The organism is Legionella maceachernii, assembly GCF_900167045.1.
Lineage (GTDB): Bacteria > Pseudomonadota > Gammaproteobacteria > Legionellales > Legionellaceae > Tatlockia > Tatlockia maceachernii.
In genome coordinates, this window is sequence record NZ_FUXJ01000007.1 from 1 (window position 1) to 25,212 (window position 25,212).

Below are 25,212 nucleotides of genomic sequence, written 5' to 3' on the forward strand. Positions count from 1 at the left end.
TAAAATGTCTGACGTGATTTCTGTTTGTGATAGAGAAGCCGATATTTTTGAATACATTCAGTATAAGTTAGACCATGCTCAACGTTTTATTGTTCGAGCGAGTCATAATCAAAAACTAGAGGAAGCAACGGTTATTTATTTCAGGTTTTATCGTCAGCAGTAACCTTGTGTACTTACACTATTGAAGTGGCTCAAAAAGCAAATAGAAAGAAACGCCAAGCGACCCTTGAGTTAAAAACAACAGCCGTTACTTTCTCGCCTTCTGAGCGAAGAGCCAAAGGACGTGTATTAAAACCAATCACTTTAAATGTAGTAATCGCTAAAGAAAAAAAGCATCTGAAAGCGATTGTCTTGAATGGATTCTATTAACAACAGAAGCTACCACAACATTAGAGTGCACCCGCAAAATAACGCGATATTATGAAATGAGATGGCGCATTGAGGATTTCACAATGCATGGAAATCTGGGGTTGGTGCTGAAGAGCAGCGCATGCAATCGATTGAAAATTTAGAGAAAATGATGGTCATTCTCTCCTTTGTAGCCATTCGATTACTCCAATTAAAAGAGTATTTGGAATACCCAACTACTCTAGACATCAATGATAGCAGTACTTATTGTGATGAATTGCTCTCTGATGCTGAATGGAAAGTCTTATGGAATAGTGTTGAAAGAACATCATTACCTGAAAAAATACCTACCGTTGCTTAGGCTTATAAAGCAATAGCCAAGTTAGGTGGTTGGACTGACTCTAAAAGGACTGGAAAAGCAGCTTGGTCTCCTATATGGAAAGAATAGTTCCGCTTACAGGAACGAGTAGAAGGGCTTAGAATACCTACCGAGTTGATGGAGATGTGATCAAGAGACAGCTTAAATGGGAAAGAGCCATAATTTTGGAATTTAACTTTTTGACATAACTTATTGATTCTCGTGGTGGCCAGAGGCAGAATCGAACTGCCGACACGAGGGTTTTCAGTCACCAATCAGTATTTAATTAATTGATTTTATAATAAATTTTATCGCAGGAAAACACTACAAATGGCATAGGATGTATAACTGTGTCGTACTCAAATACGCAAATTCCACACAAGGATTTTTATGAAATCTTTTAGAGACCCATCATTCAATTTGAATTATACCCAAATTTTGAGTACAATTAATTTATACAAGACCTTGGTGTAAAGAAGTGAATATTTACACGGTGGTAATTACTAAAAATGCTAAGCGCGATTTACAGAAAGTACCGTCCTATATTGCTTTAAAACTAGCAGCCTGGATTGAAGCAGTTTCACATGATGGTTTGCTGGAAGTGAGAAAAATACCTGGTTTTCATGATGAACCATTGAAAGGTAATAGGGTAGGGCAACGCTCGATTCGTTTAAGTAAAGCATACCGAGCCATATATGAAATAGATAACAATGGTGAAATGGAAATCGTGCAAATATTAGAGGTAAATAAACATGACTACTAAACAATCAACAGAGTCAATCGATTTCTTGGAATCATTAGCTAGTAAAAAACTTACTCTTGGGAGTTTCCTTCTGGCGATTCGACAGGGGGAAGAGCAAACCCAAGTAGAGTTTGCGCAAACCTTAGGTATATCTCGTCAAAATTTGTGCGACATTGAACATAATCGCAGGTTTGTAAGCCCCAAAATGGCCGCTGAATTTGCAGACAAATTAGGGTATTCCAAAAAGCAATTTGTACGACTTTGTCTGCAAGATATACTCGATAGAGATGGCTTATCATTAACTGTAGAGGTGGAGAGTGCTGCATAAAAATGCGTATATTTATGATGATAATTACAGAGTACACTAGAGAAAAACTGAAAGAAAGCGCTTATTACCTCGTTTCTTAGACATGATAAATGAGGCTTAAACGTAGTCCTTTTCAAACTTTGAATACCTTGGGAAATACCTTATTTAAATGGAAAGAGGAAGTCGCTAGAATGCTGCGGTTTACTAAAAACAATGGAATAACCGAAGGCTTTCATCGAAAAATGAAACTCATTCAACGTAGAGCCTATGGATTTAAAAACTTTGAAAATTATAGAACACGCGTTAGGGTGCTCTGTGGCTGATTAAAGATGCCCCCGGAAATGGGAAAGACCCAAAATAATGGAATAACTGAAGGCTTTCATCGAAAAATGAAACTTATTCAACGTAGAGCCTATGGATTTAGAAACTTTGAAAATTATAGAACGCGTGTTAGGGTGCTCTGTGGCTGATTAAAGATGCCCCCGGAAATGGGAAAGACCCCGATTGTAACTTATTGATTTTACTGAGTTCTCATGGTGGCCAGAGGCAGAATCGAACTGCTGACACGAGGATTTTCAGTTCTAATTTAAATGCTTTTAACCTCTCTCATTAAATCTTAAATTCCTTTAATACCTTTAAAATCAAGTATATTGGCTCCTATTCAGGTTTTTATATTTTTATTAGGTTTTAAATAATCTGTCTACATGGTGTCTACATGGGAATTAATCCTCAGTTCTCTCTGGAGAAGAGCATGGAAAATAATAAATCAGTGAAACTCACCAAATCAGTGGTTGATAAAATCAAACCTGAAGAAGGAAAAGATCAGGTATTTTATCGAGATGAGCAATTGAAGGGTTTTGCATTACGAGTTACCTCAGCTGGTGTAAAAAGTTTTGTTGTAGAAACTCGCATAGATAATAAGGTTAAACGCATCACTCTTGGTAAATATGGCCAGATCACTGCAGAAGAAGCGCGCAAACAGGCGAAGCATTTATTCGGTCAGATTGCAAAAGGGGACAATCTGTCGCTGAGAGAAAGGTAAATAAAATTAAATCCCTTACTTTGCAGGAAGTGTTTAACGATTACCTTAAAGCGCGTAAGGATTTAAAAGCACTGACTATCAAGGATTATCAGGGCATTTTAAAGCAAGTGATGCCTGATTGGCTTGGAAAACCGCTTATTAATATCACAAGAGAAATGATTGCTAAACGCCATGCAGAATATGGCCAAACGAATAGTAAGGCACGTGCAAATTATGCGATGCGGGTTTTACGGGCAATTTTCAATTTCGCTGTTCATGAATATCAGCTGGAAGATGGCCAACCCATTATTGCTATTAATCCGGTTGAGTATTTATCTCATGCGCGCAGTTGGTACAGGGTCGACCGTAAAAATAGTGTGATCAAAAATCACCAATTAATAGCATGGTATGAAGGATTAACAAAGCTCGGTGAACAGGAAGATTATCCTCAAGCAATGATGTGGAAAGATTACTTCCTGTTAATTTTATTTACTGGCTTGAGAAGAATGGAAGCAGCCTCATTACGTTGGTCAGACCTTGATTTCAAAGCGAAGACTTTTACTGTGCAAGATACGAAAAACAGGGAAGTACATACTTTGCCTATGACTGGTTTTCTTTATGAATTATTTCAAAGAAGAAAACAATTTAAATTTACTGAGTTTGTTTTTCCGGCACCGAGCAAAACTGGTCATTTGATGGAGCCTAGAAAGGCAATGCTTAAAGTGGCTGAATTATCTGGCGTAACTTTTACTGTGCATGATTTAAGGCGTACTTTTGCCACCACGGCAGAAAGCCTGGATTTACCAGCGTATGCTTTAAAGCGATTATTAAATCATAAAATGAATAATGATGTGACAGCTGGATATATTATGCGAGATGTAGAGCGATTAAGAAAACCATTGCAGCTAATTTCAGATTTTTTGCTGAAGCAAATGGGAGTAGAATTCGATTCAAAAGTGGGATGTGATCAACTCGCGGATAGCTGGTTATAAATTGGGATGAATCTTATGAAACCTTTGCGTATTTTTATTAGCAGTGTGCAAAAGGAACTTGCGGAAGACCGCATAGCTCTCCGTAATTGGTTAAATAACGATCCGCTTATGCGAAGATTTTTCGAACCATTTTTATTTGAAGATCTTCCGGCAGTTGATCGCAGTGCAGATAAAATTTACTTAGGAGAGGTTGCTGATAGTGATCTATATATTGGCATATTTGGAAATGATTATGGCTATGAAGACGCTAATGGAATCTCACCTACTGAATATGAATTCAATGAAGCTACAGCTCGTCAGAAGAACCGTTTGATTTTTATTAAAGGCTCTGATGATCAAAAGCGACATCCCAAGATGCAAGTACTAATAAGAAGGGTTGGAAACGAATTAGTTCGCCGTCGATATGATTCGATACCTGAGCTTATCAGTAATGTTTATGCTGCTTTAATTCAGTATTTAGAAGATCAAGAATTAATTCGTAATGGGCCATTTGATTCTTCACCTTGTCGTAATGCTACTATTAATGATCTTGATGAAGAGAGAATGGCCGCCTTTATACGCCATGCTCGTCAAGCACGTGGTTTTCCTTTATTAGAAGGTGCAACTGCATTTGAGTTACTCACCCATTTAAATTTATTGGATAATACCCGACCAACACACGCAGCTGTCCTACTGTTTGGGAAACAGCCTCAGCGATTTCTACTTTCTTCGGAAGTAAAATGTGCTCATTATCATGGAATAGAGGTTGCAAAACCTATTCCTTCTTATCAAGTTTATAAGGGAACGGTGTTTGATTTAGTCGATCAAGCAGTAGATTTTGTTTTGTCCAAAATTAATTTGTGGGTAGGTACAAGAGAATCGGGTACTCAAATTCCAGTAAAGTATGAAATTCCACGAGAAGTGATTGGGGAAGCAATTGTGAATGCTGTAGCACATCGTGATTACACTAGCAACGGCAGTGTACAAGTTATGCTATTTGCTGATCGGTTGGAGGTATGGAATCCTGGGACTTTGCCCGCTTCACTCACATTGGAAAAGCTACGTCATCCTCATGGTTCAGTGCCTCATAACCCATTATTAACAGAACCTCTGTACTTAACGAAATACATCGAACGCATGGGTACAGGTACTGGAGACATGATCCGTCGATGTCGTGAAGTTGGCTTACCAGAACCACAATTTTCTATTTCTGATGGGTTTTTAACTACTATCTGGCGTACAGCTAAAATAACAACTTTTCAGGTTACCGGGGAAGTTACCGGGGAAGTTACCGGGGAAGTTACCGGGGAAGTTACCGGGGAAGTCGAGCGTGTTCTATTAGTGGTAGAAGGGAAGATGAAACGCTCGGAAATTCAAGAAGCGCTTGGATTACGACATCAAGATCATTTTAGGCATGCTTACTTACTTCCCGCCTTAGAAGCAAACTGTATCGCAATGACCGTTCCAAATAAACCTAAAAGTAGCCAACAAAAATATTATCTTACAGATAAAGGGATTGAATTGAAGGCTGAATTATTAAAAAAGAAAAATTCATAAAGAGTTATATTAAAAATTTACTGGGACAATTGGGATAAATGGGACAGCCACATGAGCATTGAGTTTTAGATGTCCCAATGCAAAAAATTCAATTGGGACAAAGTTAACCCGCAGAGTGCTTTGTTAATAATTAATAACAATCAGTTCACATCAGGGCAAGCTACAATTCTTATTTGTACATTTTTCAAAAAATAAACGATAATAACACTAACAAAACCCGTCAAGGCTATGTTCATCTGAATACCCTCAAACCGACGGGTTACTTTTTTGAGATATTCAATAGAAATAGCATACTGGGTTGTATCGTTTGTTTATTCCGAAAAATCCAGACTGTTATCCCGAATTATCCAAGATCTTATTCCGAAATTTCCAGTTTATACAGTTAAATTAAAGTTGCATTGAATTACTGGTTTATATTTTTTTCTATTCAGTAACAAGCTATAAAAAAATCTGGGGGACACATAGGAAAAATTCAAACAGAGAAAATTTTCAGTATCAATTAATATCAAATAATATCAATGAGTTACGCAATTTTTAAAGCGCTTGACACTCTTTTAAAATCTAAGTAATACTGCGTTTGAGCTGTAATTTTTTATAGGATTGACCTCTTATAAAAGTAAAGGAAAATGAATATCAAAAGACTTTTTCCCTTAAGGGAACCGGCCGGAAAGTCAACTGATATTCATCGAGCAGGACGCCATTCTGTCGGCATTAAGCTGAATGAAAATCATTTGATGAGGGTTCCATATGAATAACAAACAAACGCGTTTACAACTGCTAAATGAATTTGACTCCGCACCACATACCGCATTGTTTAATCAGCAAACTTTAGCTGCCGTTTTAGATTGCTCTACTCAACTTTTAGAGCGTAATCGTTGGGAAGGAAAAGGAATTCCTTTTCTTAAAATTGGCCGTAAAGTTTTGTATCGCAAAAGTGATGTATTGTCTTTTCTACAGCAGCAGAAAGTCTATCGCTCTACGAGTGACGAAGGGCAGTTCCTTTCATTAGTCACCGAATAAAATAGATCGTTCAGGGGAAGATAAAGTTTATCTCTTTCATGAACTCTGCTGGAGAAAAGAGTCATGCTGCAAAATCAAATTATTAAATTAAAAAGCAAAAATGGTAATGACCCTATTATCTGTGAATACGCTGGGGGTTGCTTTAAATTAAATGAGCAGGGCGTGTCTTTTCTTGGAAAAGACAAAGAAGGCAATTCAATGGCACCACGCTGGATTTGTTCTCCCTTGTATGTGGTAGCTAAAACGCGTGATGCTAAAAGTGGCGAGTGGGGTCGGTTACTCGAATGGCAGGATGATGATGGAGTTATTCATCAATGGGCAATGCCTTTAGCTTTATTGCAGGGTGATGCCTCCGAGATCAGACGAGAGTTGGCAAGTCTTGGTTTAACTATCTCACCCAATAGAATTTGCCGGGATTTGCTAACGACCTATTTGCAGGTTTTTCCTGTAGAAGATCGCGCTCGTTGTGTGGATAAACTGGGATGGTATGAAGATAGTTTTATCACTGCTTCACAAACGATTGGTCATTCTTCCGAGAAAATCGTTTTTCAAAATAGGCATGCGGTTGAATCTGCAATGTCTGTATCCGGTACTGTTGAAGATTGGCGAGAATCAATAAGCCAGCTTGCCTCGGGCAATTCTCGGTTAATTTTTGCTATCTCTGCGGCGTTTGCTCCCGCTTTGGCAAAGATTGCGGGTGAGGATTCAGGAGGATTTCATTTCAGAGGCGCTTCCTCAAGTGGTAAAAGTACCGCGTTAAAAGTGGCTGCTTCGGTTTGGGGTAATCCTCAGGCTTATTGTCGATTATGGCGGAGTACAGCTAATGGTCTTGAGGGATTGGCTGCCTTGCATAATGATGGTCTTTTAATTCTCGATGAATTAAGCCAGTTGGATCCCAAAGAAGCAGGGGAGGCAGCCTATTTATTGGCAAATGGTCAAGGTAAAACACGCGCTTCTCGTCAAGGGACAGTCAAACCATCCTCTCGCTGGTCATTATTCTTTCTCTCTGCCGGAGAAGAGTCTTTAATGTCTTTAATGGCAAAAGCGGGGCAGAAAGCCAACGCAGGACAAGAAATCAGGCTAGCTGATATTGAAGCCGATGCTGGGTTTCACATGGGCATTTTTGAAACAATTCATAATCAGCTTAGTCCAGCTACTATGGCGTTATCTTTAAAAGAATACACCAGCAAGTATTATGGTGCTGTGGGCATGGCATGGTTGCAAAAGGTTGTTGCAAATCAACGAACCATTGCAACAAACATTGCTGATGCGATACAAGAATTTGTGAATAGTGTTGTTTTGCCAAATTCAGCAGGGCAAATTATCCGAGTCGCTCGCCGTTTTGCATTGGTCGCTGTTGCAGGCGAGCTAGCAAGCCAATATGAGTTAACCGGGTGGGATAAAGGAGAGTCTTTCAATGCCGCGTACAAATGTTATGGAGCATGGTTGGAGCATTTTGGCATTGAGGGTAATCGAGAAGACAGAGCGATATTAGCTCAGATCCGAGCGTTTTTTGAGTCTCATGGTGCCAGTCGATTTGATAATATAAGAACACCAAACAATGAGCGAATTCAGAATCGTGCTGGATTTTTTTATACCGATGATGCGGGTTATCGCGTGTATATGGTATTAACAGAAGTATTTAAAAAAGAACTATGTCAGGGATTTGAGCCACGAACAGTAGTACGGGTATTAATGAATGAAGGCTGGTTAAAGCCAGCAGCAGATGGAATGCCTACTCATAAGCCTCGAATCAGAGGAGTAGGAACACCTCGATTATATGTGTTTACGGATAAAATCTGGGGAGGGGAATAAGCTCTTCGAGAATCAGAAAATTTGTCCCATTCTTTTTAAGTTGTGGGACTTATTGGGACGATTTTAGCTCCGTATTTACCGGCTTGTTCCTGTGTCCCAATTGTCCCAGGAGGATGGCATTTCACCCATGGTATAAAGATCATCTATCATTTTACGAATCAAAAGCACGTTGTTTTCTTACTTTGTAACTGACTTGATTGGCTAGTTTGAAATATTGATTTGAAGTCTGTCTTAAGCTGTATTTTCTTCGTGTCATCCGAAATAAATCTATTTGCCCTGTCTTTGGTTTAGTGTTGGTCGAGCGGCTCACTCAAAGATGAAACCTGGCTAATGCCATAAAGCTCGAAGCAGGGGGCAAATCAATCGTTATAAGGCAAACGATCTCGCCGATTTACAACAGTTTTTTGGGGGTATTTCCTCCTTGTTTGATGATTAATAGAAACGACAAGACAATGGGTCTTGTCACACAAGTCCATGGTCAAATTGAGATAAATTGACTTAAACTCCCGAGGGAGTTGCCCTGTCGGATGACAGAGATTCCTAAGGGTTTCCCGACTGTACGTCCAGCCACAGGGTTAGGGAATGAAGTGGCTTTGCATAAGACATCGGTTGATGTTTCACCGGAATTTCGCCGGCTCTTCAGTTATGTTTGATTCCAAATTAGCAAAGCAGTCGTTGCTTCGCAAGGGTTTTTAGAAGGAATTTTGTCCAATCCCGATTGGCGGGATCGGACAAAATGGCCAAATGCGTTGATTTTACGCGGTAAAATCAAGATGGTTTTTCTGCGTCACTGCAGGAAAATTGCAGTGACGCAAAGAAATATTAATATTGTTTGATAAATAAAAAATAAAGCTAAAATGTAGGGTTACAAAGTTAGAGTTAATACTTTTTTCAGTTACCTCGGCTCCATCTAAAAGAAATTCACGATAAAAAATATTTGAGATGCTACTTGGTAACCTCGGCGTTGTCCTTAGCATTTGCTTTGAGTTGAAGGGAGCTCATTGTGTTATGGCAATATTGAACTTAAATATTGATAAAGATATGATGATTTACTGCAAGACCAGTTAGCTTGTTGAATATAAGATTTTTTAACTTCAAAATCGGATATGGGTATGTCAATTTATTTTAAAATGGTACAAACGATTTTGTTTTTCTATTTAATGGGCTTCACACTAACAAATTATAGTCAAAACGCAGAAACCAAATGTAGTATCAATGAAAGTTGCAAAGAATGTTGCTATAAAGAATATTCTTTTTGTACAATTCTTCCGGATGCAATTGGAGCGTTAGCAGCAACTCATAGTTCTCATGAAGATATCAGAAATTTTTTAGAGGATAAATTAGCGAATTCTAATTTTCTAGGTATAAAAATAAGTGGGAGACCCATTTTAGATATTTTAAATGTAAATGGTATTTATTATGTTGATATAAAGGATAAAAGTAATTTTAGAATAACTTTAAGAGATTTATGCGCAAAAATAAATACTAAGTGTACGCTAAGATGTGTAGCTTAAAAAAGTTTTTTAAAAAAAGAGGAGAGTTTTTACGTTCTTTCGTAGGATCATTTTTAGCAATATTTCTTGCAGCTTTTTTCAATTATTATTTCTTAAATAAATTTGAGGTAAATAAGAACTTATATAATTTCATTAATCTTTACGAAAAGAATTATGAGAAATTAATTGATTGTAAAGAGCTAATTAAGCAAAACACCCAAGCATTAACAAAAAATCTTTATTTAAACAATTCAAATATTTTATTTAGCATTAACCAATTTAAAAATACAGTTAATAATTGTATGGCGTCTCTTGTTTCGATGAAGCTTATCTCAAAACAATTACAAATAAATTATTCGGGCTTAACTTGTACATTAACAGTTATTAAAAATTATAATGAAAGTATAAAATCAGAAATAGAGAAATTTTTAAAAGATAGTAGAGATAATCCTCTTGAAACTATTGAGGCAAAATATCTAGACCTGTTCGCTGTTAATTGGGATAAGTGCCTAAATAAGTTTAATACTGATTTTGAAGATATCAATTCTTTCAATAATTGAGCTATACGTTTTTAATTAATCAATTCGCTTATTAAGATTGAGATTCCTCATTTGTCTTTTTACCCTGAGGATTTATTTTATAATAGTTTAAATATTGATAGCATATTTTTTCATGTGTATCGATAGTATCTTCTCTAAATGGTAGGCAAAATGACATTTCTCTAGCCCACATGTAAAAGCCTTTTATCTGCTCTATAAGATTTTCAGGATTATAGTTTGAATCAAACCACGTAAGCCATCTTGTGCTAAAAGGTTTCTGGTTTACTGGCGAAAAAGCTCTGGCGGATTTATGTACATAGATTCCGAAGGGCGGAGCTTTATTTTCTGATGAATATGCTTGTGTCATTGGTAATCCAAAAAGAAGCGAGCTTTTATATTCAGGCGGTATATGGGGCGATTGTATATCCCTTCCATGACCTAAAGGACCATAAGCTATGCAGGCTCTGATTATGGATTGGTATAAATGTTTATTTTTTTGTCCTTCGTTAATAAAATCGTTCGTGAGAGATTTAAAAACACTTTGTAAAAAATTTCTCAGAATATCTTGATCTCCTGTAGTTATAAAAGCCCCATCCATCACGGGATAAAGTGAAATTCCTTCGATTTTTGAATTAGATAGACAAAGGTGAAATTGACAGATTTTTATAGTACAAGTTGTCGGGGATCTATCCATTAAAGATTTCGTACCCATTAAATCCAGCCAGCAAACATATTCGTTATTTAAACTTGGAAGTTGATTCTTTGGCAGATAATTTTGAACCATAATTTATTAATAGAAGATAAGGTATGTTTAATTTTAGTCTAAATTTTTATTTAAATAGGTTCACCTTTGAAATGCGTCCTTAATAGAATTACAGATTCAGAGATAGTCTATGTAGCTAACTAAATGCTCCGTAATTGGGAAAGGCTCTATGCTTTATTTATCCGCTAATTAAAGTGAAATGGATAGTATTGAGGTGATTATGACGAAACCACTACCTAACAATGACTTTCGGGCAACAAGATATATTCTTGAGCCTGATGAATTTGCACTCTCCAATGATTCTCCCGACCCATCTACAAGTGATAAAATAGATTCTTCAACGTGGTCAGGTATAGTGGATTTACCTGATGATGTTGCGATACGCACTTCAGATCATCACGGTACTAATATCCGAAATCTTTATACTCTTTGGGGGGACTGGCTCAACTCTTTGGGCAAACTCAGAAACCATGATGAATTATTCAGTTGTATGCTAGATGCCTCAGATTGTTTTCAATGCGCTACATTTGAATTACTTCATGGATTTTATCGATCGTCTATATCAAATCTTCGTACCGGTCTTGAGCTTGTTATGATTGGTACTTTTGGAAATCTTTATCCAACCAATATTAATTATATAGAGTGGAAGAATGATAGTTATGAGCTTGGCTATTCATATTGTCGGAAAAAGCTGGAAAAAAAATATGAAAATCAAAAAATAGAATGGATGTTTAAGGATGGTGCTCTCTTACATCTAACATACAAGGAGTTGTGTAAATATACACATTCTCGTCCAAATGCCAGTGATGCAGCATTATGGAGCAGTAATGGTCCAATATATGATAAGGATGCATTTGCAAAAACATATGAATTTTTTTTATTAGTATATTCTGTGGCGTATTTACTAGTGAAAGTTGCTAGACCAAATTTTTCAAAACCTAAAAGATGTAAGATCCTTTTTAAATCGCAGTCTGACAGGCTACGAGCATTTAATTTGCTTTTCAATTAAAGAATTAACAATGAGATTCCACTAGAGCTTATGATTTTAGGAGTTTTGAAATTTATTTGTTTGTCTACATTGCGTCTACATGGAAATTCTGACCTTCTCGCGGATTCACCATAACTTATTGATTTATATGGTGGCCAGAGGCAGAATCGAACTGCCGACACGAGGATTTTCAGTCCTCTGCTCTACCGACTGAGCTATCTGGCCGCGAGAGGTTGCTATTAAACTCCGAGAATGGTTTTGAGTCAAGCGGAGTTTATGACTTTTTTATAAAAAATTATTTGGAGTTTGAAGGGTGGATTATTGATGATCTAACCGGCTTTATTTTATACTTAATTTACGGCATTTTCTCAGCAGAAAACTCGATTTGGAAGTCCCATTAGTATTAAATAAAGACATAAGATAAACTTATCACCCCCCTCTCTTTTAATGGGTGATTTATGGAAATGAATACACAAGTAACGATCGTCGGTGCTGGGCCTGTGGGTTTGAGTATGGCAATTGGTTTGGCTCGGATGGGTATTCAATGTGTTGTTATAGAAAAACATCCCTCGACAACCAATCATCCTAAAGCGCGTGGGGTAAATACCAGAACCATGGAAATTTTTAAGCTGTGGGGATTGGAAAAAGCATTGCGCCAGTATGAACTTCCTTTAGAGGCGCATCGATTTATTTGGTTGGAGTCGTTTCAGGGTAAAGAATTAGCCCGTATAAGCGCAAAGGCTCGACCTTCTTCTGCGAGCCCAACCTCCACTGCCTTAATATCTCAAGATTGGGTGGAGCACGAATTGCTTGTTGCTACTCAACAATACCCAGGCATTCATTGTTTGTTTAATACCACCATGCTTGATTTCCATCAAGATGCTAATGGTGTACGGACGACTGTTTGTGATAACACAACCGGCAACCAATTAATAATCAATTCGAAATTTTTAATAGGGGCTGATGGTGCTGCCAGTCCTATCCGTAAGGCGTTAAATATTGCAATGGAGGGAGAAGATAACCTTGGGAAGTTTTGCAATATTTATTGTGAGATGGATTTAGGGAAGTATGTGGAAGATCGCCCGAGTGTAGGGTTCATGTTTACCCGTAGGGATTTGATGGGAACCTTCATCTTGGCAAAAGACGGTGCGAAAAAATGGCTCATTGGAGTGCGTTATGACGGAAATCCAGCGCTTTCCAAAGAGCATTTTACGGACGATTTTTGCGTCGAATTTGTCAAACGGGTGGTCGGCGATGACTCAGTCCACGTTTCATTAATTAATAAGTCCTTTTGGACAATGGCGGCACTGGTTGCTCAAACTTATCGCCAAGGCCGAGTTTTCTTAGCTGGCGATGCGGCACATCGGTTGCCTCCTACTGGCGGTTTAGGGATGAACACGGGTGTCCAAGATGCTCATAATTTGGCATGGAAATTAGCTTTGGTATTACAGGGGCACGCTGAAGATACTTTGTTGAATACCTATTATGAAGAGCGAGCGCCTATTGCGGTTACCAATATTAACTGGAGCACGAAAAATGCGAAGCGATTTACGACTATTTTTACCGCTCTTTATGAAGAAGATTACGCCACAATGAATCGCGCATTGGAAGAGCAAAATGAACACTTAAATCAGATTGCTTTAGATATCGGTTTTCATTATGAACAAGGCGCTTTAATACCTGAGCAGGGCTCTTTTGCTATCACAAAAAATGACCAATATATCCCTTCCACTTTTCCGGGTAGTCGTGCACCGCATTATGTGTTGTATCGAAAGGATAAGCCTTTATCGACTTTGGATTTATTTGACGGATCTTTCATTCTTTTAAGTAGCGATAGCAACTCAACTTGGCATGAGGCTGCCTTAACGATAAAAACTTTTCCCCTAAAAAGCTATCGTATTGGCATCCAGGGGGAACTGCAAGATAAGGAAAATCAATGGCTTAAAATGTATGAAATCAATGAGATGGGGGCTGTTCTTATACGTCCAGATGGGCATGTTGCTTGGCGATCGAGAGGAGAAGTTGCGAATGCGGACTATTGCCTAAGGGAGGTATTAAGAAAAATGGATTGTGTGGTTTAGTGAGTGTTTCTGAATAACCTTCGTTTGATTCGTATAGCCTACGCTGTAGTCTTAGTCCCCATTCCTATGGCCTGGCTTGACTGCCTGCGAATTACGAAATTTCTCACTCTCTCTGTGGATCTCGCGGACAAGCCGCGTACACAAGGATAATGAGATTCCCTTATTTCTCTTGCTGATAAGCAACGGCAATTTGAGCCCCTAAAACGGCATTGCTTTTAATGAGTTCAATATTGGCTTGCAAACTCTGGCCTGCTGTCAGTTGGGCTACTCGTTGCAATAAGAAAGGGGTGATGGCCTTGCCATTAAGATTTCGGGCTTCCTTTTGCGCTTGTTTAATGATGGGCATGATTTGTTCATCGGGTATTTCAGCTGCTTTTGGAATAGGGTTTGCGATGACAATTCCATTATTAAGGCCTAATTGATATTGATAATGCATGAGGTTAGCCACTTCTTTAGGGGTATCTAAACGGTGGAGTAGGGGAATGCCGCTGGACTGACTAAAGAAAGCAGGAAATTCATCGGTGCGATAACCAATCACCGCAACACCATAAGTTTCTAACACTTCTAAGGTTTTGGGTAAATCCAATATAGACTTTGCGCCTGAACACACTACGGTCACAGGTGTTGAGCTTAATTCGAACAAATCAGCAGAGATATCAAAACTTTCGCCGACGTGGTGGTGTACCCCCCCGATCCCGCCTGTTACGAACAGAGGCAATCCGGCTAAATGTGCGCAAAACATTGTTGCAGCGACTGTGGTGCTAGCGGTTAGCTTTTTACTGAGTGCAAAAGCAATATCTCTTCGCGACGCTTTAATGACTTCCGAAGAATTGGCGATGGCTTCCATAACCTTATCATCAACACCAATATGAATTTTGCCTTCGTATAATGCGATGGTCGCGGGTACTGCACCGTTTTCGCGAATGAGTTGCTCGACCCCTTTCGCTGTGGCCAAATTATCAGGATAAGGCATTCCATGCGAGATGATGGTGGATTCAAGTGCCACGATGGGTCGCTGCTTTTTAATTGCCTCTGCAACTTCTTCGCCTAGGTGCAACAGTTCATGGACCATTTTATTTGCCTCATTCTTTAGGAACAAAACCGGCTGGTGTTGATGAACCTTCTCCAAAAAAATACTTTTTCATTTCTTCATGGAGAAATTCTCGTGCTTTAGGATCGATCAAACTAAGCCGATATTCATTAATAAGCATTGTTTGATGAGCCAACCACATTTTCCATGCTTGTTTGGAGACTTGGTTAAAAATTTTTTCACCTAAAGGCCCGGGAAAGGGGGCTGCCTCTAAGCCTTCGGCTTCTTGCTTTAATTTAGAACAAAAAACGTGTCTTGCCATGCTATACCTTAAGTCAAAAAAAAAAATCATAATTCATGATTATGCGATAATGAAATCCCTAAAGCTAGGTCATTTTATCTTGAGTATGCTAATCAGCACGGCATTTGGACTGCTGAGCCAAAATAATATGTTGTGAAAGTAATTGTTCTTGTTCTTTGTCCATTTCTTCGAATTGTACCGCAGTATGGTACTGATTTTCATTATAATATTGGCTATAAACTACTGAGGCATTTAATAGAATTGGAATCATCTTGGGTTTAGTGTAGATGATGATTTTCATGTGTGTTTTTTCTTTAATGCGTTCTTTTGTTTTGAATGCCATACCCCCCAAACTAAGGTTAATTTTGCGCAAATGAATTTTTTCACCAATCATAAGATGGCGAGCCAAGTATTCAATCTTTGCATTGATTAAATTCAAGTAATGAGCTAGTGCTGGTTCATGCACAGCAAGCGCTTGAGTGAGCTTAGAGATTTCATAATCGATGCTTTGAAAGTATTGGGTTGTTTCAAGATAGCGCTTACCACTTTGCCCCAAAAGTTCTTCAGTGATGAGCTTATCAGAATAAAGTTCGCCGGGTTCTACCAATTTATAATCAAAATAAACTTGATCTTCGATGCGGAAATGTTGACGTCTTTCATGTATTGGCATGTTTACTCCATAAATTCCATTTTAAGGGGTACCTGCTTACTAACGCATTTTACTAAAAAGATCTTACTACTCTAGCAGTTTATATCCTTAACTATAGACATAGATTTGCATTATTGGTAAAAAAAAAGCAAATTTTATAGCCACTTACTGAGAAGGTAGAGAGTGTATAAATGCAGGGGATAATAAAGATAAAAAAAATGACGAATACGAGGAATTTTCACGTCAATCTGCATTGCTAAAAAAATAATAATTAAGCTGACAAGCGCCCAATGATTACCATTGATATTATCAAGAAGCAGGTAGGCCGCAATGCAAGCTAAAAGGCGCAGTAAGGAGGGTTTTTTACAGTAGAACCAAACAGCGATGCAGAAGAAAACGCCTATCCAGCTGTATTCAACAAAAAGTCCGCCGAGTAAAAAAATAAAGACAGCGAAAATCCGATTTCGATTTCCTCCTAATTCTAAACAGTACAGGGTTGCGGTGGCTACCCCTAGCGTAAACAGGATGTTCAAAGGCCAAATGTATTGCAAATGACGCATGGCAATATACGCTGGAGTTGCAATTATGCCAAAAATGACTAAGCGAACTAAAACCCGGGTATAAAGTCCGCGAGAAAGAGCGTCTGGTCGAGCAAGATTATAGGCAAAAATAAACGCAAACAGAGGCATGGCAAGTCTGCCGATACAGTATAGGGTTTGAATCGAAGACCCGTAAAAAAAGCGATTGAGATGATCAAGAGTCATAGAGACTAAGCCTATCCATTTGACCAGCTCCATACTACCGCTGCTGATTTTAACTGGAGGATGATTATTCATTTTTTCCCAATTTAGGTTATCGCCCAATATGTCCTCTCCAACCCAACCAGTCGTTTAGTAGAAATTAATGGTACCCTTAATAAATGCGTTTATGGAATAAGTGATTGGAAAAATTTATCTGCGAACTAGAATCTATAATTAATAAGTCAAGGAAAATTGGATGTGAGTCTCCCTTCGTATTCAATAGGATATAGACATGTCGTCGAAAGCAACAATTCAAAAACAAAATTATGAGCGTGTCGCCTGTATTTTCCAAGGGGGAGGTTCCTTGGGCGCGTATCAGGTAGGGGCTTTTAAGGCGATCATCGAGCGGGGGTATAAACCCAATTTTTACGCGGGTGTTTCTATGGGAGCGATAAATTGCGCCATTATTGCAGGTAATCCACCTGAAAAACAATATGAACAATTAATCGCATTTTGGGGATCCCTTTCACCGCGCCTTTGGTCTATCAGCATGAGTAGCATCGAGGAGATTGACTTCTTAAATTACTTTTACAATCAAACCAGTGCACTGCACGCGCTGTGTTATGGCGTGGAAGGATTTTTTAAACCCCGTATTATTCCGCCTTTGGATTGGTTGTCCTACTCCTTGGATGAGTTGAGTTATTACGATATTTCTCCTTTGAAGAGCACGCTTGAAAAATTTGTTGATTTTGACCGGATTAATTCAAAAGAATTGGTATTATGCCTTGGTGCTGTAAAGGCTTCATCCGGTGAAGTCGTTTATTTTAATAATCAGGAAATTCGAATAGAACCTGAGCATGTCATAGCCAGTTGCTCTTTGCCCCCAAGCTTTCCCGCAATAAAAATTGAGGATGAATACTATTGGGATGGTGGGGTTTTTGCCAACACGCCTCTTTTTGCTGTAGTTGATCTTGAACCTTGTGTCGATACGCTTTGTTTTGCAGTGGATTGTTTCAGTTTGTCTGGCGAATACCCGCAGAACATGGAGCAATTACGTTTGCGCATAAAAAATATTCAAGCCGCTAGCCGTACGCGCCGTCTCACTGAGGCGCTCACTCGCCGAAGAAATTTGCAAAAAGTGATTAAATTTTTGGGAGAAAAGCTCCCTTTAGAAACTAAGCGGGAGCCTTATATTCAAAAATTATTGAAACTGGGAGAGGATAAACGATTAAGCGTTGTGCATCTTATTCATGCAGGCTTATCCAATGATAATACAACTCGAAGTTATAATTTTTCTCCCGCTGCAATCAGAAATCGTATCCTGGCCGGCTATAAAGAAGCAATTGCTGTGCTTAAAGATCCTCAATGGGAAAATATGCCCACAGGAAATGTACCGCCTATTAATTATGGTTTTTGTGCTGAATATTTTGGCGAAAAAAAGAAAAAATCGGACTTGAAATAGAGCGGCATTAAGTTGTTGGCGATACCCCGCATGACGAGTAATGATTGAGCTTCTAAGACGAATCTTGTCCTGTAATGGGAGTTTAATCGCAGTAGGATTCTAGTAACATTCACGGTGAGAATTACAGGCTTCGACGTTTTTACACACCGGAATGTCCTATTTTGGTCGGTACATTAATTCATTTTGGGTTATTCATTAAAATGCTCATGAACATTTCACATCAAAATATCTGCTAAAATTTTAGATGATATTTGTAGTTGGTGATGTGAGATGGAAAATTATCCGATCGACACTCTCGATAAAAATATTCTCAATGCCTTAATAAAGAATGCGCGTACTCCCTATGCAGAATTAGCCAAAAGCTTTGATGTAAGTCCAGGAACTATCCATGTGAGAATAGAAAAAATGAAACACGCGGGCATCATTACAGGAGTGTATGCTCAAGTTGATCCAAAGCAATTAGGCTATGATGTGTGTTGTTTCATTGGTATTATTTTAAAAAGGGCAAAAGACTATCCCTCCGTGCTGGCTAAATTGAAAAACATGGATGAAGTGGTAGAAGCTTATTACACGACAGGTTCTTACAGTGTTTTTATTAAAGTCATGTGTCGCTCAATTGATGCGCTGCAAAAAGTTCTGATTAATAAGATTCAAGCAATCGAGGAAATTCAATCCACGGAAACGTTAATCTCTTTAGAAAATCCCATTTTGCGCACAATTACGGCATAAATTGATTTTAAGAAGTCTTGCGTTTAATCCTCTTTTACTAAGAAAAAATAAATGAAGTCAAGACTGGTTTTTTATTATTTATTTGTTAAGATAGTCAACCCGATAGTCATTTCCATTATCGATAGAGCCTGTGGATATCTTTCTCAACTAAAACGTTTTCGAGTTGCTCCTATTTTTTCCATAAATTCAAATGTTCCTTACTCAACAAGAGGTTAATGCGTTTATTTGCAATTTTAGTCAAATCCTTTTATCCACAAATTCGGTGGATAACTCTGTGTATACACTGTCAAATAGCTTATAAAAAAAGGAGGTGACTGAAATGTTTAGGATTTCTACATTGCTCTTTTAAATTAAAGCGATTGAGATTTTATATGAGTCATCCAATCCAAAATTTGAGGCCATAGTTGTTGGTGAGCGAGCGGAGAAACAAGAGGACCTAAATGCTGAAGCATTGGGCCGCAATCGGCTTGATAGACGAGCATTTCGAGGGGTTGCGTTTGAGCAGATTGAAGGCCTTTAATCAATGAGTCAGGAGGGACAACACCGCCAATAGGGTTAATAATAGCCAAAGTAGGAGAGCGTAATTGGGCCAGACTGGTATAGCGGTTGCCGATTTTAAGATTGCCTTTAAGAAAGGCGTTTTTACGAAAAAGCTGCTCCACAATGTCTTCAAAAAGGTGCCAGGGTAAAGAAGATTCATCATGGGCCCAACGATTAACATGGATATGAATTTCCAATGCTTTAGGATTGAATGAACAAGCGACTAAATCAGATAACGTTTGAAAATGAAAAATTTCCGGTGCTGCGGCTAAACATAAGAGATTAATGAATGTGCCTGGGACCGCATTCCCCGCCAAAGAGTGAAATATTTTCACATCAGGAATTTTTGCTATAGCCTTCGCCAAAGGCCCTCCCTCTTCACCAAAAGCAAGAGGAGAGTCCACTAACACTAAAGCATACACTTTCTCGGGAAACAAAGTAGCAAAAATGGTTGCAAAGGTACCTCCTAAGGAATGACCTAATAATATGGGCGCTTGGCAATGGGTGTTGACTTTAATTGCTTCGACAGCAGCCAGCGGCAAAAGCTGAGCATATTCCTTTAAACCAAAGTCTTGTTGAGGAGGAGTAGTCCACTCCAAGAGAAAAACTTGCCTGCTTTGCTCTAGGCAGCGACGTATCACGCTGACATCGGGAATGAGATCCCAAATATAGGCGCGCTTAAAGGGGGCTGGAATGATAAGAATAGGAGAGCCGGATGTCTTTTTCCCCTCATATTTTCTAAGCCTTGCTCCCTCAAAAGTCGCAATAATTTGATAAGGGGCTTCATGGGGTCCAAAGCCCATGCTGTCTAAAATATTTCCAAAATGGCGTCGCGCATCATCAATCCATTCCATTTTAAGTTCCCTAATTTAGCGTCATTCTTGCTTTATGCATCCGCTGAGCGTGAATAGCAGCGGTTTCTTTTATCAATCCTATTTATTAAAAATATCACATCTCTAAATCCTTTGAGAAAGAAATTTTCCACAGAATCTGTGGATAACTGTGTGCATTGCCTGATAATGACTGTGTGGATTATCGGATCGGCTTGCTTATATATTCGAAAAATGAATTAGCTATATCTTGCCAAGCGGAATTTAACTACAATAGATCTTTTACAAATTACATTCCTTATGTTTAAGCCACTGGCACTTTATATTGGATTACGCTATACCCGAGCAAAAAAACGAAATCATTTCGTTTCCTTCATTTCGTTAAGCTCCATGTTAGGGATTGGGCTTGGCGTCATGGTATTAATTACTGTGCTCTCGGTCATGAATGGTTTTGATGACGAAATTCATAAGCGCTTTTTTGGAATGGCGCCAGAGATTACGGTAAGTGGTCGAGATGGTAAAATTGTCGATTGGCAGCCGCTACTCAATGAGCTTAAACACACCCCAGGGGTGATCGCTGTTGCACCCTACATTGGTGGACAAGGCTTGCTTACTCACGAAGGCCAGGTATTACCTATTGTACTCACGGGGGTTGATCCCGAACAAGAACAAGCCATAACGCACATACAAGATAAGTTACTGATGGGGGATATTGCTGATTTGCAGCATTTTGGCATTCTCCTTGGCCGTAACCTTGCTGACAGCTTAGGGGTTATGGTAGGGGACAAAGTGACCATCATGATTCCTCAAGCAACAATCACCCCAACTGGAATGATTCCCCGTTTTAAACGCTTTACGGTGGCTGGAGTATTCTCCGCAGGGACTGGGTTTAATTTTGATGCAAAACTTGCTTTCATTAATTTGGCTGATGCCCAAAAACTCATGCAACTAGGGGATGCAGTAACTGGGCTAAAAATGAAAATTACTAATATTTATGATGCGCCTAAACTCTCAGAACACTTAGCTGCTCGCTTGGGTGAACAATATGAAGTGGGTAACTGGACACAGCAATTTGGTCCTTTCTTTCACGCGGTTAAAATGGAAAAGACCATGATGTTTTTGATATTGCTATTAATTATTGCTGTGGCTGCTTTCAATTTAGTTTCCTCTTTAGTGATGGTGGTGAATGATAAGCAATCTGAAATCGCTATTTTAAGAACGATTGGTGCCACACCATCCACGATTCTTTGGATATTTATTGTGCAAGGAATGATGGTAGGAATAGTTGGAACTCTATTGGGGTTAATTGGTGGAATTATTTTGGCCTCGAATGCGACCTCCATCGTTAATTTTCTGCAGTCTATCTTCCATACTCAACTCCTTTCCTCAAACGTGTATTTTGTCGATTATTTACCCTCAAAAATCATGATGAGTGATTTAGGGAAAATTTGTGTTGCTGCTTTATTAATGAGTTTTATTGCGACCATTTATCCGGCTTGGCGTGCCTCAAAAACCGTGATAGCGGAGGCTTTGCACTATGAGTGATCTTATTTTTGATTGTCAAAATCTAGGTAAAACCTATCATGACGGGACTGAAGCAGTTGAGGTATTGAAAGGCATTAATTTTACCATTCGCCGTGGGGAGCGTATTGCTATTATTGGGCCTTCTGGATCGGGAAAAAGCACCTTATTGCATTTGTTGGGGGGGTTGGATAGACCGAGCACTGGAAGATTATTAATTCAAGATGTCAACTGGCAAGCACTCTCCGAAAAACAACGATGTAAGCTGCGCAATAAAGAATTAGGATTTGTCTATCAATTTCACCATTTATTACCTGAGTTCACTGCTTTGGAAAATGTGTGCATGCCGTTACTATTGGCAAATAAATCCGTTGCTGAAGCCCAAAAACAGGCGAAAATGGTCTTAGACCAAGTTGGCTTAGCGCACCGTTTAGGACATAAGCCTGCACAACTTTCAGGCGGAGAGCGCCAACGCGTTGCTATCGCTAGAGCTTTAGTGCATGAACCTCGGTGTGTTTTGGCGGATGAACCCACAGGCAATTTAGATAATGCCACTGCGTTAAAAGTGTTTGATCTTATGCTTGGTTTGAATGAACACTTAAAAACAGCGCTGGTTATTGTGACCCACGATCAACAATTAGCCGCACGCATGGATAAAACATTAACCATTCAAGACGGGTATCTGACTTAGCTTAAGTAGGTTGAGTAAATGCAGGATACCATAAACACAGATAGTCTAAAGAGTGTAAAAAGAGATACAGTCTTAGAATAGGAAGATGAAATACAGCAGAAATTGTAGTGAGGTAGCCTGGGTGTTTGCACCCGGGCTACAGGCTAATTTGGATTAAGGGATTTAATAATCCGCATGACCGGGAGTCCGTGGGAAAGGTATCACATCACGCACATTGCTAACTCCGGTAACGTAACTGATTAATCGCTCAAATCCTAAACCAAAACCGGCGTGCGGAACTGTGCCATAGCGACGCAAATCCCTGTACCATTGATAACTTTCTTTATTTAAATTGCATTCATCCATGCGTTTATCAAGAATTTCTAGGCGTTCTTCGCGTTGGCTACCGCCAATAATTTCTCCGATTCCGGGGGCTAATACATCCATCGCGGCAACTGTTTTTCCATCCTCATTTAAGCGCATATAAAATCCTTTAATGTCTTTGGGGTAGTCGGTAAGAATAACTGGTTTTTTGCAAAGTTCTTCTGCGAGGTAGCGCTCGTGTTCTGATTGCAAATCGAGTCCCCAGCTCACTGGAAATTCAAATTGATGATCAGCATTCTCCAGCGCTTTAATGGCATCAGTGTAAGACATGATTTCAAAATCAGAGGCAACGATGTGTTCTAGGCGCTCGATACACCCCGGTGCCACAAATTGATTGAAGAAATTCATGTCATCCGCGCGCTCTTCTAAAACGGTTTTACAAAGATGACGCAGCATGGTTTGGCTGAGTTCGCAAATGTCGTTCAAGGTCGCAAAAGCGACTTCAGGTTCAATCATCCAGAATTCGGCTAAATGCCTGCTTGTATTCGAATTTTCGGCACGAAAAGTAGGGCCAAATGTGTACACTTTTGACATTGCCAAACAATAGGCTTCCACATTTAATTGGCCTGAAACCGTCAGGAATGCTTCGCGTCCAAAGAAATCTCGAGAGAAATCAATTTGGCCTTGTGGTGTTTTAGGAATATTAAATAGATCGAGAGTGCTGACTCGAAACATTTCACCCGCCCCTTCGCAATCGCTTGAGGTGATAATGGGGGTATGAATCCAAAAATAGCCTCGTTCACTGAAAAACTGGTGTACTGCCTGAGCCAAACAGTGACGAATGCGAGTGACTGCGCTGATAGTATTAGTCCGTGGACGTAAGTGTGCAACCTCGCGCAAAAACTCAAGGGTATGGCGCTTTGCTTGAATGGGATAACTGTCAGGATTTTCCACCCAGCCAACCACCTCAATTGTCTCAGCTTGAATTTCAAACGACTGACCTTTACCTTGTGATAAAACGAGTTTACCTGACGCGATAATGGCGCACCCTGTAGTGAGTTTAAGGATTTCTTGGTGGTAATTGGACAAATGTTCAGTGGCTATAATTTGAATGGGCGCAAAACAAGAGCCATCATGTAAGCTAATAAACGATAAACCTGCCTTTGAATCTCGACGCGTTTTAATCCAGCCGCGCACGGTGACTGTTTCATCAACAGGAATTTCACCCTCTAAGCATTGTTTTACTGTGTAGACCTCTGTCATGATGTACTCCAAAATAAGCTGCTGTATTTATACCTAAGATACTTCCTGGGTATTATTACATATAATGTAAACAGGGGATAAAACTTTGGATAATACACCAAATAAAATCAATGGGGGAACATATGCTGCGGAGAGTTAAATTATTTTTTATGATTATGCTGCCGGTTTACTCATTTGCTGAAGATACTGAATTAAAATTATACCGTCCTTTTGCAGATGGCACTCCAGTGGTGATTAAAGAAGTAATTCCCGGGCAATGCTGGCAGCAATCTCAGCGCATCAGAAGAGAAGATGCTTGGCGCTGTGTTGCTGCTAACAAAGTTTATGATCCTTGTTTCGTGAAAGAGTACGGATCCCATAAAGAGGCGGTATGCCCTCAGTCCCCCTGGGTTGGGGAGAGTGTGCAAATTAATTTGTCCACACCGGTAGATAATAGTCAAAATGTCCCGTTGGATATGGCTGAAGCTTATCCTTGGGCTGTTGAATTAACGACGGGTGAAAAATGCCAGGCAGTGGATGATGGAGCAGTTTATGATGGGATGAAAGTACATTATCAATGTAATAGTCAAACACTTTTGATTGGAAGCGTACAACGCTGCGAAGCAAAATGGAGTATTTTACAGCGAAATGCCAGTGGAATCTCCACTGCATTAGTGGCAAAAGCCTGGTTCTAATATACTAAAAAATAGATCAGATTAAATCGACTATAATTGAATTAAGGGCAGTTCGTTTAAGGAAAAACAAATGAACGAAATTCATCTTCATTCTCTCATCCTAGCCCAGATTATCGGGCTCTATTTATTAATCATGGCCATTATTATGCTAATGAGACGAGGGCCGTACCTTGCGTTTGTCGAAAAACTCCAGCCTTCTTCTGGGGTTATTATTATGACCTCTTCATTGGCGCTTATTATCGGACTATTTTTAATTGTGATTCACAATCGCTGGACATTTGCGCCTGACGTTGTCATTACAATTTTAGGGTGGTTGATAACGATTAAATCCATTTTATGGTTAGCTATCCCTGAGAAAATGGTCACTTATGTGAGAGCAGCTTATGAAACGAACTGGTATTATTTTATCGTAGCTCTGATCGCTATTATTGCTATTTTTCTTATAACCATAGGCTTCTATCCTTTTATGAAGTAAT

The 25,212-nt window shown here is 39.1% G+C and carries 23 protein-coding genes, 1 tRNA gene and 4 pseudogenes; 19 read left to right on the forward strand and 9 right to left on the reverse strand.

Going from position 1 to position 25,212, the window contains the following annotated elements; translation table 11 throughout:
- From B5D33_RS06970 to B5D33_RS07010, 8 genes and pseudogenes are all read left to right on the forward strand, one after another.
- Window positions 1–796 (forward strand): annotated as a pseudogene (locus tag B5D33_RS06970) (IS4 family transposase); the annotation flags it as partial.
- Window positions 797–1,184: 388 nt separating this feature from the next.
- Window positions 1,185–1,469, forward strand: a complete 285-nt coding sequence (locus tag B5D33_RS06975; RefSeq protein WP_058452613.1) for a type II toxin-antitoxin system RelE family toxin — start codon at window positions 1,185–1,187, stop codon at window positions 1,467–1,469.
- Window positions 1,459–1,776 (forward strand): helix-turn-helix transcriptional regulator, encoded by a 318-nt coding sequence (locus B5D33_RS06980; RefSeq protein WP_058452612.1) that lies wholly within the window; start codon window positions 1,459–1,461, stop codon window positions 1,774–1,776. The genes B5D33_RS06975 and B5D33_RS06980 overlap by 11 nt, the downstream gene beginning before the upstream one ends.
- A gap of 58 nt (window positions 1,777–1,834) precedes the next feature.
- Window positions 1,835–2,225: pseudogene (locus B5D33_RS16830) on the forward strand (transposase); the annotation flags it as partial.
- Between the two features lie 281 nt (window positions 2,226–2,506).
- A pseudogene (locus tag B5D33_RS06995) lies at window positions 2,507–3,768 on the forward strand (tyrosine-type recombinase/integrase).
- Between the two features lie 15 nt (window positions 3,769–3,783).
- Window positions 3,784–5,304, forward strand: coding sequence for a Fic family protein (locus B5D33_RS07000; protein WP_078767370.1), 1,521 nt, complete (start codon window positions 3,784–3,786; stop codon window positions 5,302–5,304).
- A 747-nt stretch (window positions 5,305–6,051) separates the two neighbouring features.
- Window positions 6,052–6,324 carry a helix-turn-helix domain-containing protein gene (locus tag B5D33_RS07005; RefSeq protein ID WP_058452609.1) on the forward strand — a complete coding sequence of 91 codons (273 nt, stop codon included), beginning with the start codon at window positions 6,052–6,054 and terminating at the stop codon, window positions 6,322–6,324.
- Between the two features lie 63 nt (window positions 6,325–6,387).
- Window positions 6,388–8,139: a DUF927 domain-containing protein gene (locus tag B5D33_RS07010; RefSeq protein ID WP_058452608.1), complete on the forward strand. Its 1,752-nt coding sequence runs from the start codon at window positions 6,388–6,390 to the stop codon at window positions 8,137–8,139.
- A gap of 105 nt (window positions 8,140–8,244) precedes the next feature.
- Here the strand turns inward: B5D33_RS07010 and B5D33_RS16985 are convergent.
- Window positions 8,245–8,395, reverse strand: a pseudogene (locus B5D33_RS16985) (integrase); the annotation flags it as partial.
- A 271-nt stretch (window positions 8,396–8,666) separates the two neighbouring features.
- Between B5D33_RS16985 and B5D33_RS16945 the strand changes: the two are divergent.
- The 3 genes from B5D33_RS16945 (at window position 8,667) to B5D33_RS07040 (ending at window position 10,192) form a co-directional block, all read left to right on the forward strand.
- Window positions 8,667–8,792 carry a hypothetical protein gene (locus tag B5D33_RS16945; RefSeq protein WP_267889331.1) on the forward strand — a complete coding sequence of 42 codons (126 nt, stop codon included), beginning with the start codon at window positions 8,667–8,669 and terminating at the stop codon, window positions 8,790–8,792.
- 459 nt (window positions 8,793–9,251) lie between these two features.
- Window positions 9,252–9,653 (forward strand): hypothetical protein, encoded by a 402-nt coding sequence (locus B5D33_RS07035; protein WP_058452606.1) that lies wholly within the window; start codon window positions 9,252–9,254, stop codon window positions 9,651–9,653.
- Window positions 9,641–10,192: a hypothetical protein gene (locus tag B5D33_RS07040; RefSeq protein WP_058452605.1), complete on the forward strand. Its 552-nt coding sequence runs from the start codon at window positions 9,641–9,643 to the stop codon at window positions 10,190–10,192. Before B5D33_RS07035 ends, B5D33_RS07040 begins: the two co-directional genes overlap by 13 nt.
- Window positions 10,193–10,223: 31 nt before the next feature.
- Here the strand turns inward: B5D33_RS07040 and B5D33_RS07045 are convergent, their stop codons facing one another.
- Window positions 10,224–10,955, reverse strand: a complete 732-nt coding sequence (locus tag B5D33_RS07045; protein WP_133140948.1) for a hypothetical protein — start codon at window positions 10,953–10,955, stop codon at window positions 10,224–10,226.
- A 199-nt stretch (window positions 10,956–11,154) separates the two neighbouring features.
- Here B5D33_RS07045 and B5D33_RS07050 point away from each other — a divergent pair, with 199 nt between their 5' ends.
- A complete protein-coding gene (locus tag B5D33_RS07050; protein WP_078767371.1) occupies window positions 11,155–11,943 on the forward strand; it encodes a hypothetical protein in 789 nt (262 codons plus the stop codon).
- Window positions 11,944–12,071: 128 nt separating this feature from the next.
- Here B5D33_RS07050 and B5D33_RS07055 read toward each other — a convergent pair.
- Window positions 12,072–12,147: transfer RNA gene (locus B5D33_RS07055), tRNA-Phe, on the reverse strand.
- Window positions 12,148–12,386: 239 nt separating this feature from the next.
- Here B5D33_RS07055 and B5D33_RS07060 point away from each other — a divergent pair.
- The gene (locus B5D33_RS07060) at window positions 12,387–14,003 is read left to right on the forward strand and encodes an FAD-dependent monooxygenase (protein WP_160158666.1); all 1,617 of its coding nucleotides are present in this window, start codon (window positions 12,387–12,389) and stop codon (window positions 14,001–14,003) included.
- A gap of 160 nt (window positions 14,004–14,163) precedes the next feature.
- Here the strand turns inward: B5D33_RS07060 and B5D33_RS07065 are convergent, their stop codons facing one another.
- The 4 genes from B5D33_RS07065 to B5D33_RS07080 form a co-directional block, all read right to left on the reverse strand.
- Window positions 14,164–15,075: a pseudouridine-5'-phosphate glycosidase gene (locus B5D33_RS07065; RefSeq protein WP_058452601.1), complete on the reverse strand. Its 912-nt coding sequence runs from the start codon at window positions 15,073–15,075 to the stop codon at window positions 14,164–14,166.
- A gap of 10 nt (window positions 15,076–15,085) precedes the next feature.
- Window positions 15,086–15,355, reverse strand: a complete 270-nt coding sequence (locus B5D33_RS07070; RefSeq protein ID WP_058452600.1) for an oxidative damage protection protein — start codon at window positions 15,353–15,355, stop codon at window positions 15,086–15,088.
- Between the two features lie 88 nt (window positions 15,356–15,443).
- Window positions 15,444–16,004, reverse strand: coding sequence for a PilZ domain-containing protein (locus tag B5D33_RS07075; protein ID WP_058452599.1), 561 nt, complete (start codon window positions 16,002–16,004; stop codon window positions 15,444–15,446).
- A gap of 134 nt (window positions 16,005–16,138) precedes the next feature.
- On the reverse strand, window positions 16,139–16,819 hold the full coding sequence (locus tag B5D33_RS07080; RefSeq protein ID WP_058452615.1) for a TraX family protein: 681 nt from the start codon (window positions 16,817–16,819) through the stop codon (window positions 16,139–16,141).
- A 196-nt stretch (window positions 16,820–17,015) separates the two neighbouring features.
- Between B5D33_RS07080 and B5D33_RS07085 the strand changes: the two genes are divergently transcribed.
- Both B5D33_RS07085 and asnC read left to right on the forward strand, forming a co-directional pair.
- Window positions 17,016–18,185, forward strand: coding sequence for a patatin-like phospholipase family protein (locus B5D33_RS07085; RefSeq protein ID WP_058452598.1), 1,170 nt, complete (start codon window positions 17,016–17,018; stop codon window positions 18,183–18,185).
- A gap of 270 nt (window positions 18,186–18,455) precedes the next feature.
- Complete coding sequence (asnC, locus tag B5D33_RS07090) at window positions 18,456–18,914, forward strand: transcriptional regulator AsnC (protein WP_058452597.1); 459 nt, start codon at window positions 18,456–18,458, stop codon at window positions 18,912–18,914.
- 350 nt (window positions 18,915–19,264) lie between these two features.
- Here the strand turns inward: asnC and B5D33_RS07095 are convergent, their stop codons facing one another.
- Window positions 19,265–20,308 (reverse strand): alpha/beta fold hydrolase, encoded by a 1,044-nt coding sequence (locus B5D33_RS07095; protein ID WP_058452596.1) that lies wholly within the window; start codon window positions 20,306–20,308, stop codon window positions 19,265–19,267.
- A 276-nt stretch (window positions 20,309–20,584) separates the two neighbouring features.
- On the opposite strand from B5D33_RS07095, the gene B5D33_RS07100 reads away from it, so the two are divergent.
- Complete coding sequence (locus tag B5D33_RS07100; protein ID WP_058452595.1) at window positions 20,585–21,829, forward strand: lipoprotein-releasing ABC transporter permease subunit; 1,245 nt, start codon at window positions 20,585–20,587, stop codon at window positions 21,827–21,829.
- Window positions 21,822–22,496 carry a lipoprotein-releasing ABC transporter ATP-binding protein LolD gene (gene lolD, locus B5D33_RS07105; RefSeq protein WP_058452594.1) on the forward strand — a complete coding sequence of 225 codons (675 nt, stop codon included), beginning with the start codon at window positions 21,822–21,824 and terminating at the stop codon, window positions 22,494–22,496. The genes B5D33_RS07100 and lolD overlap by 8 nt, the downstream gene beginning before the upstream one ends.
- Window positions 22,497–22,658: 162 nt before the next feature.
- On the opposite strand, the gene asnS is transcribed toward lolD, so the two are convergent.
- Window positions 22,659–24,062, reverse strand: a complete 1,404-nt coding sequence (asnS, locus tag B5D33_RS07110; protein ID WP_058452593.1) for an asparagine--tRNA ligase — start codon at window positions 24,060–24,062, stop codon at window positions 22,659–22,661.
- 122 nt (window positions 24,063–24,184) lie between these two features.
- Between asnS and B5D33_RS07115 the strand changes: the two genes are divergently transcribed.
- Both B5D33_RS07115 and B5D33_RS07120 read left to right on the forward strand, forming a co-directional pair.
- A complete protein-coding gene (locus B5D33_RS07115) occupies window positions 24,185–24,736 on the forward strand; it encodes a hypothetical protein (RefSeq protein ID WP_065240017.1) in 552 nt (183 codons plus the stop codon).
- A gap of 70 nt (window positions 24,737–24,806) precedes the next feature.
- Entirely contained in the window at window positions 24,807–25,211 is a 405-nt protein-coding gene (locus tag B5D33_RS07120) for a hypothetical protein (protein ID WP_058452592.1), read from the forward strand.
- Window position 25,212 lies beyond the last annotated feature (1 nt).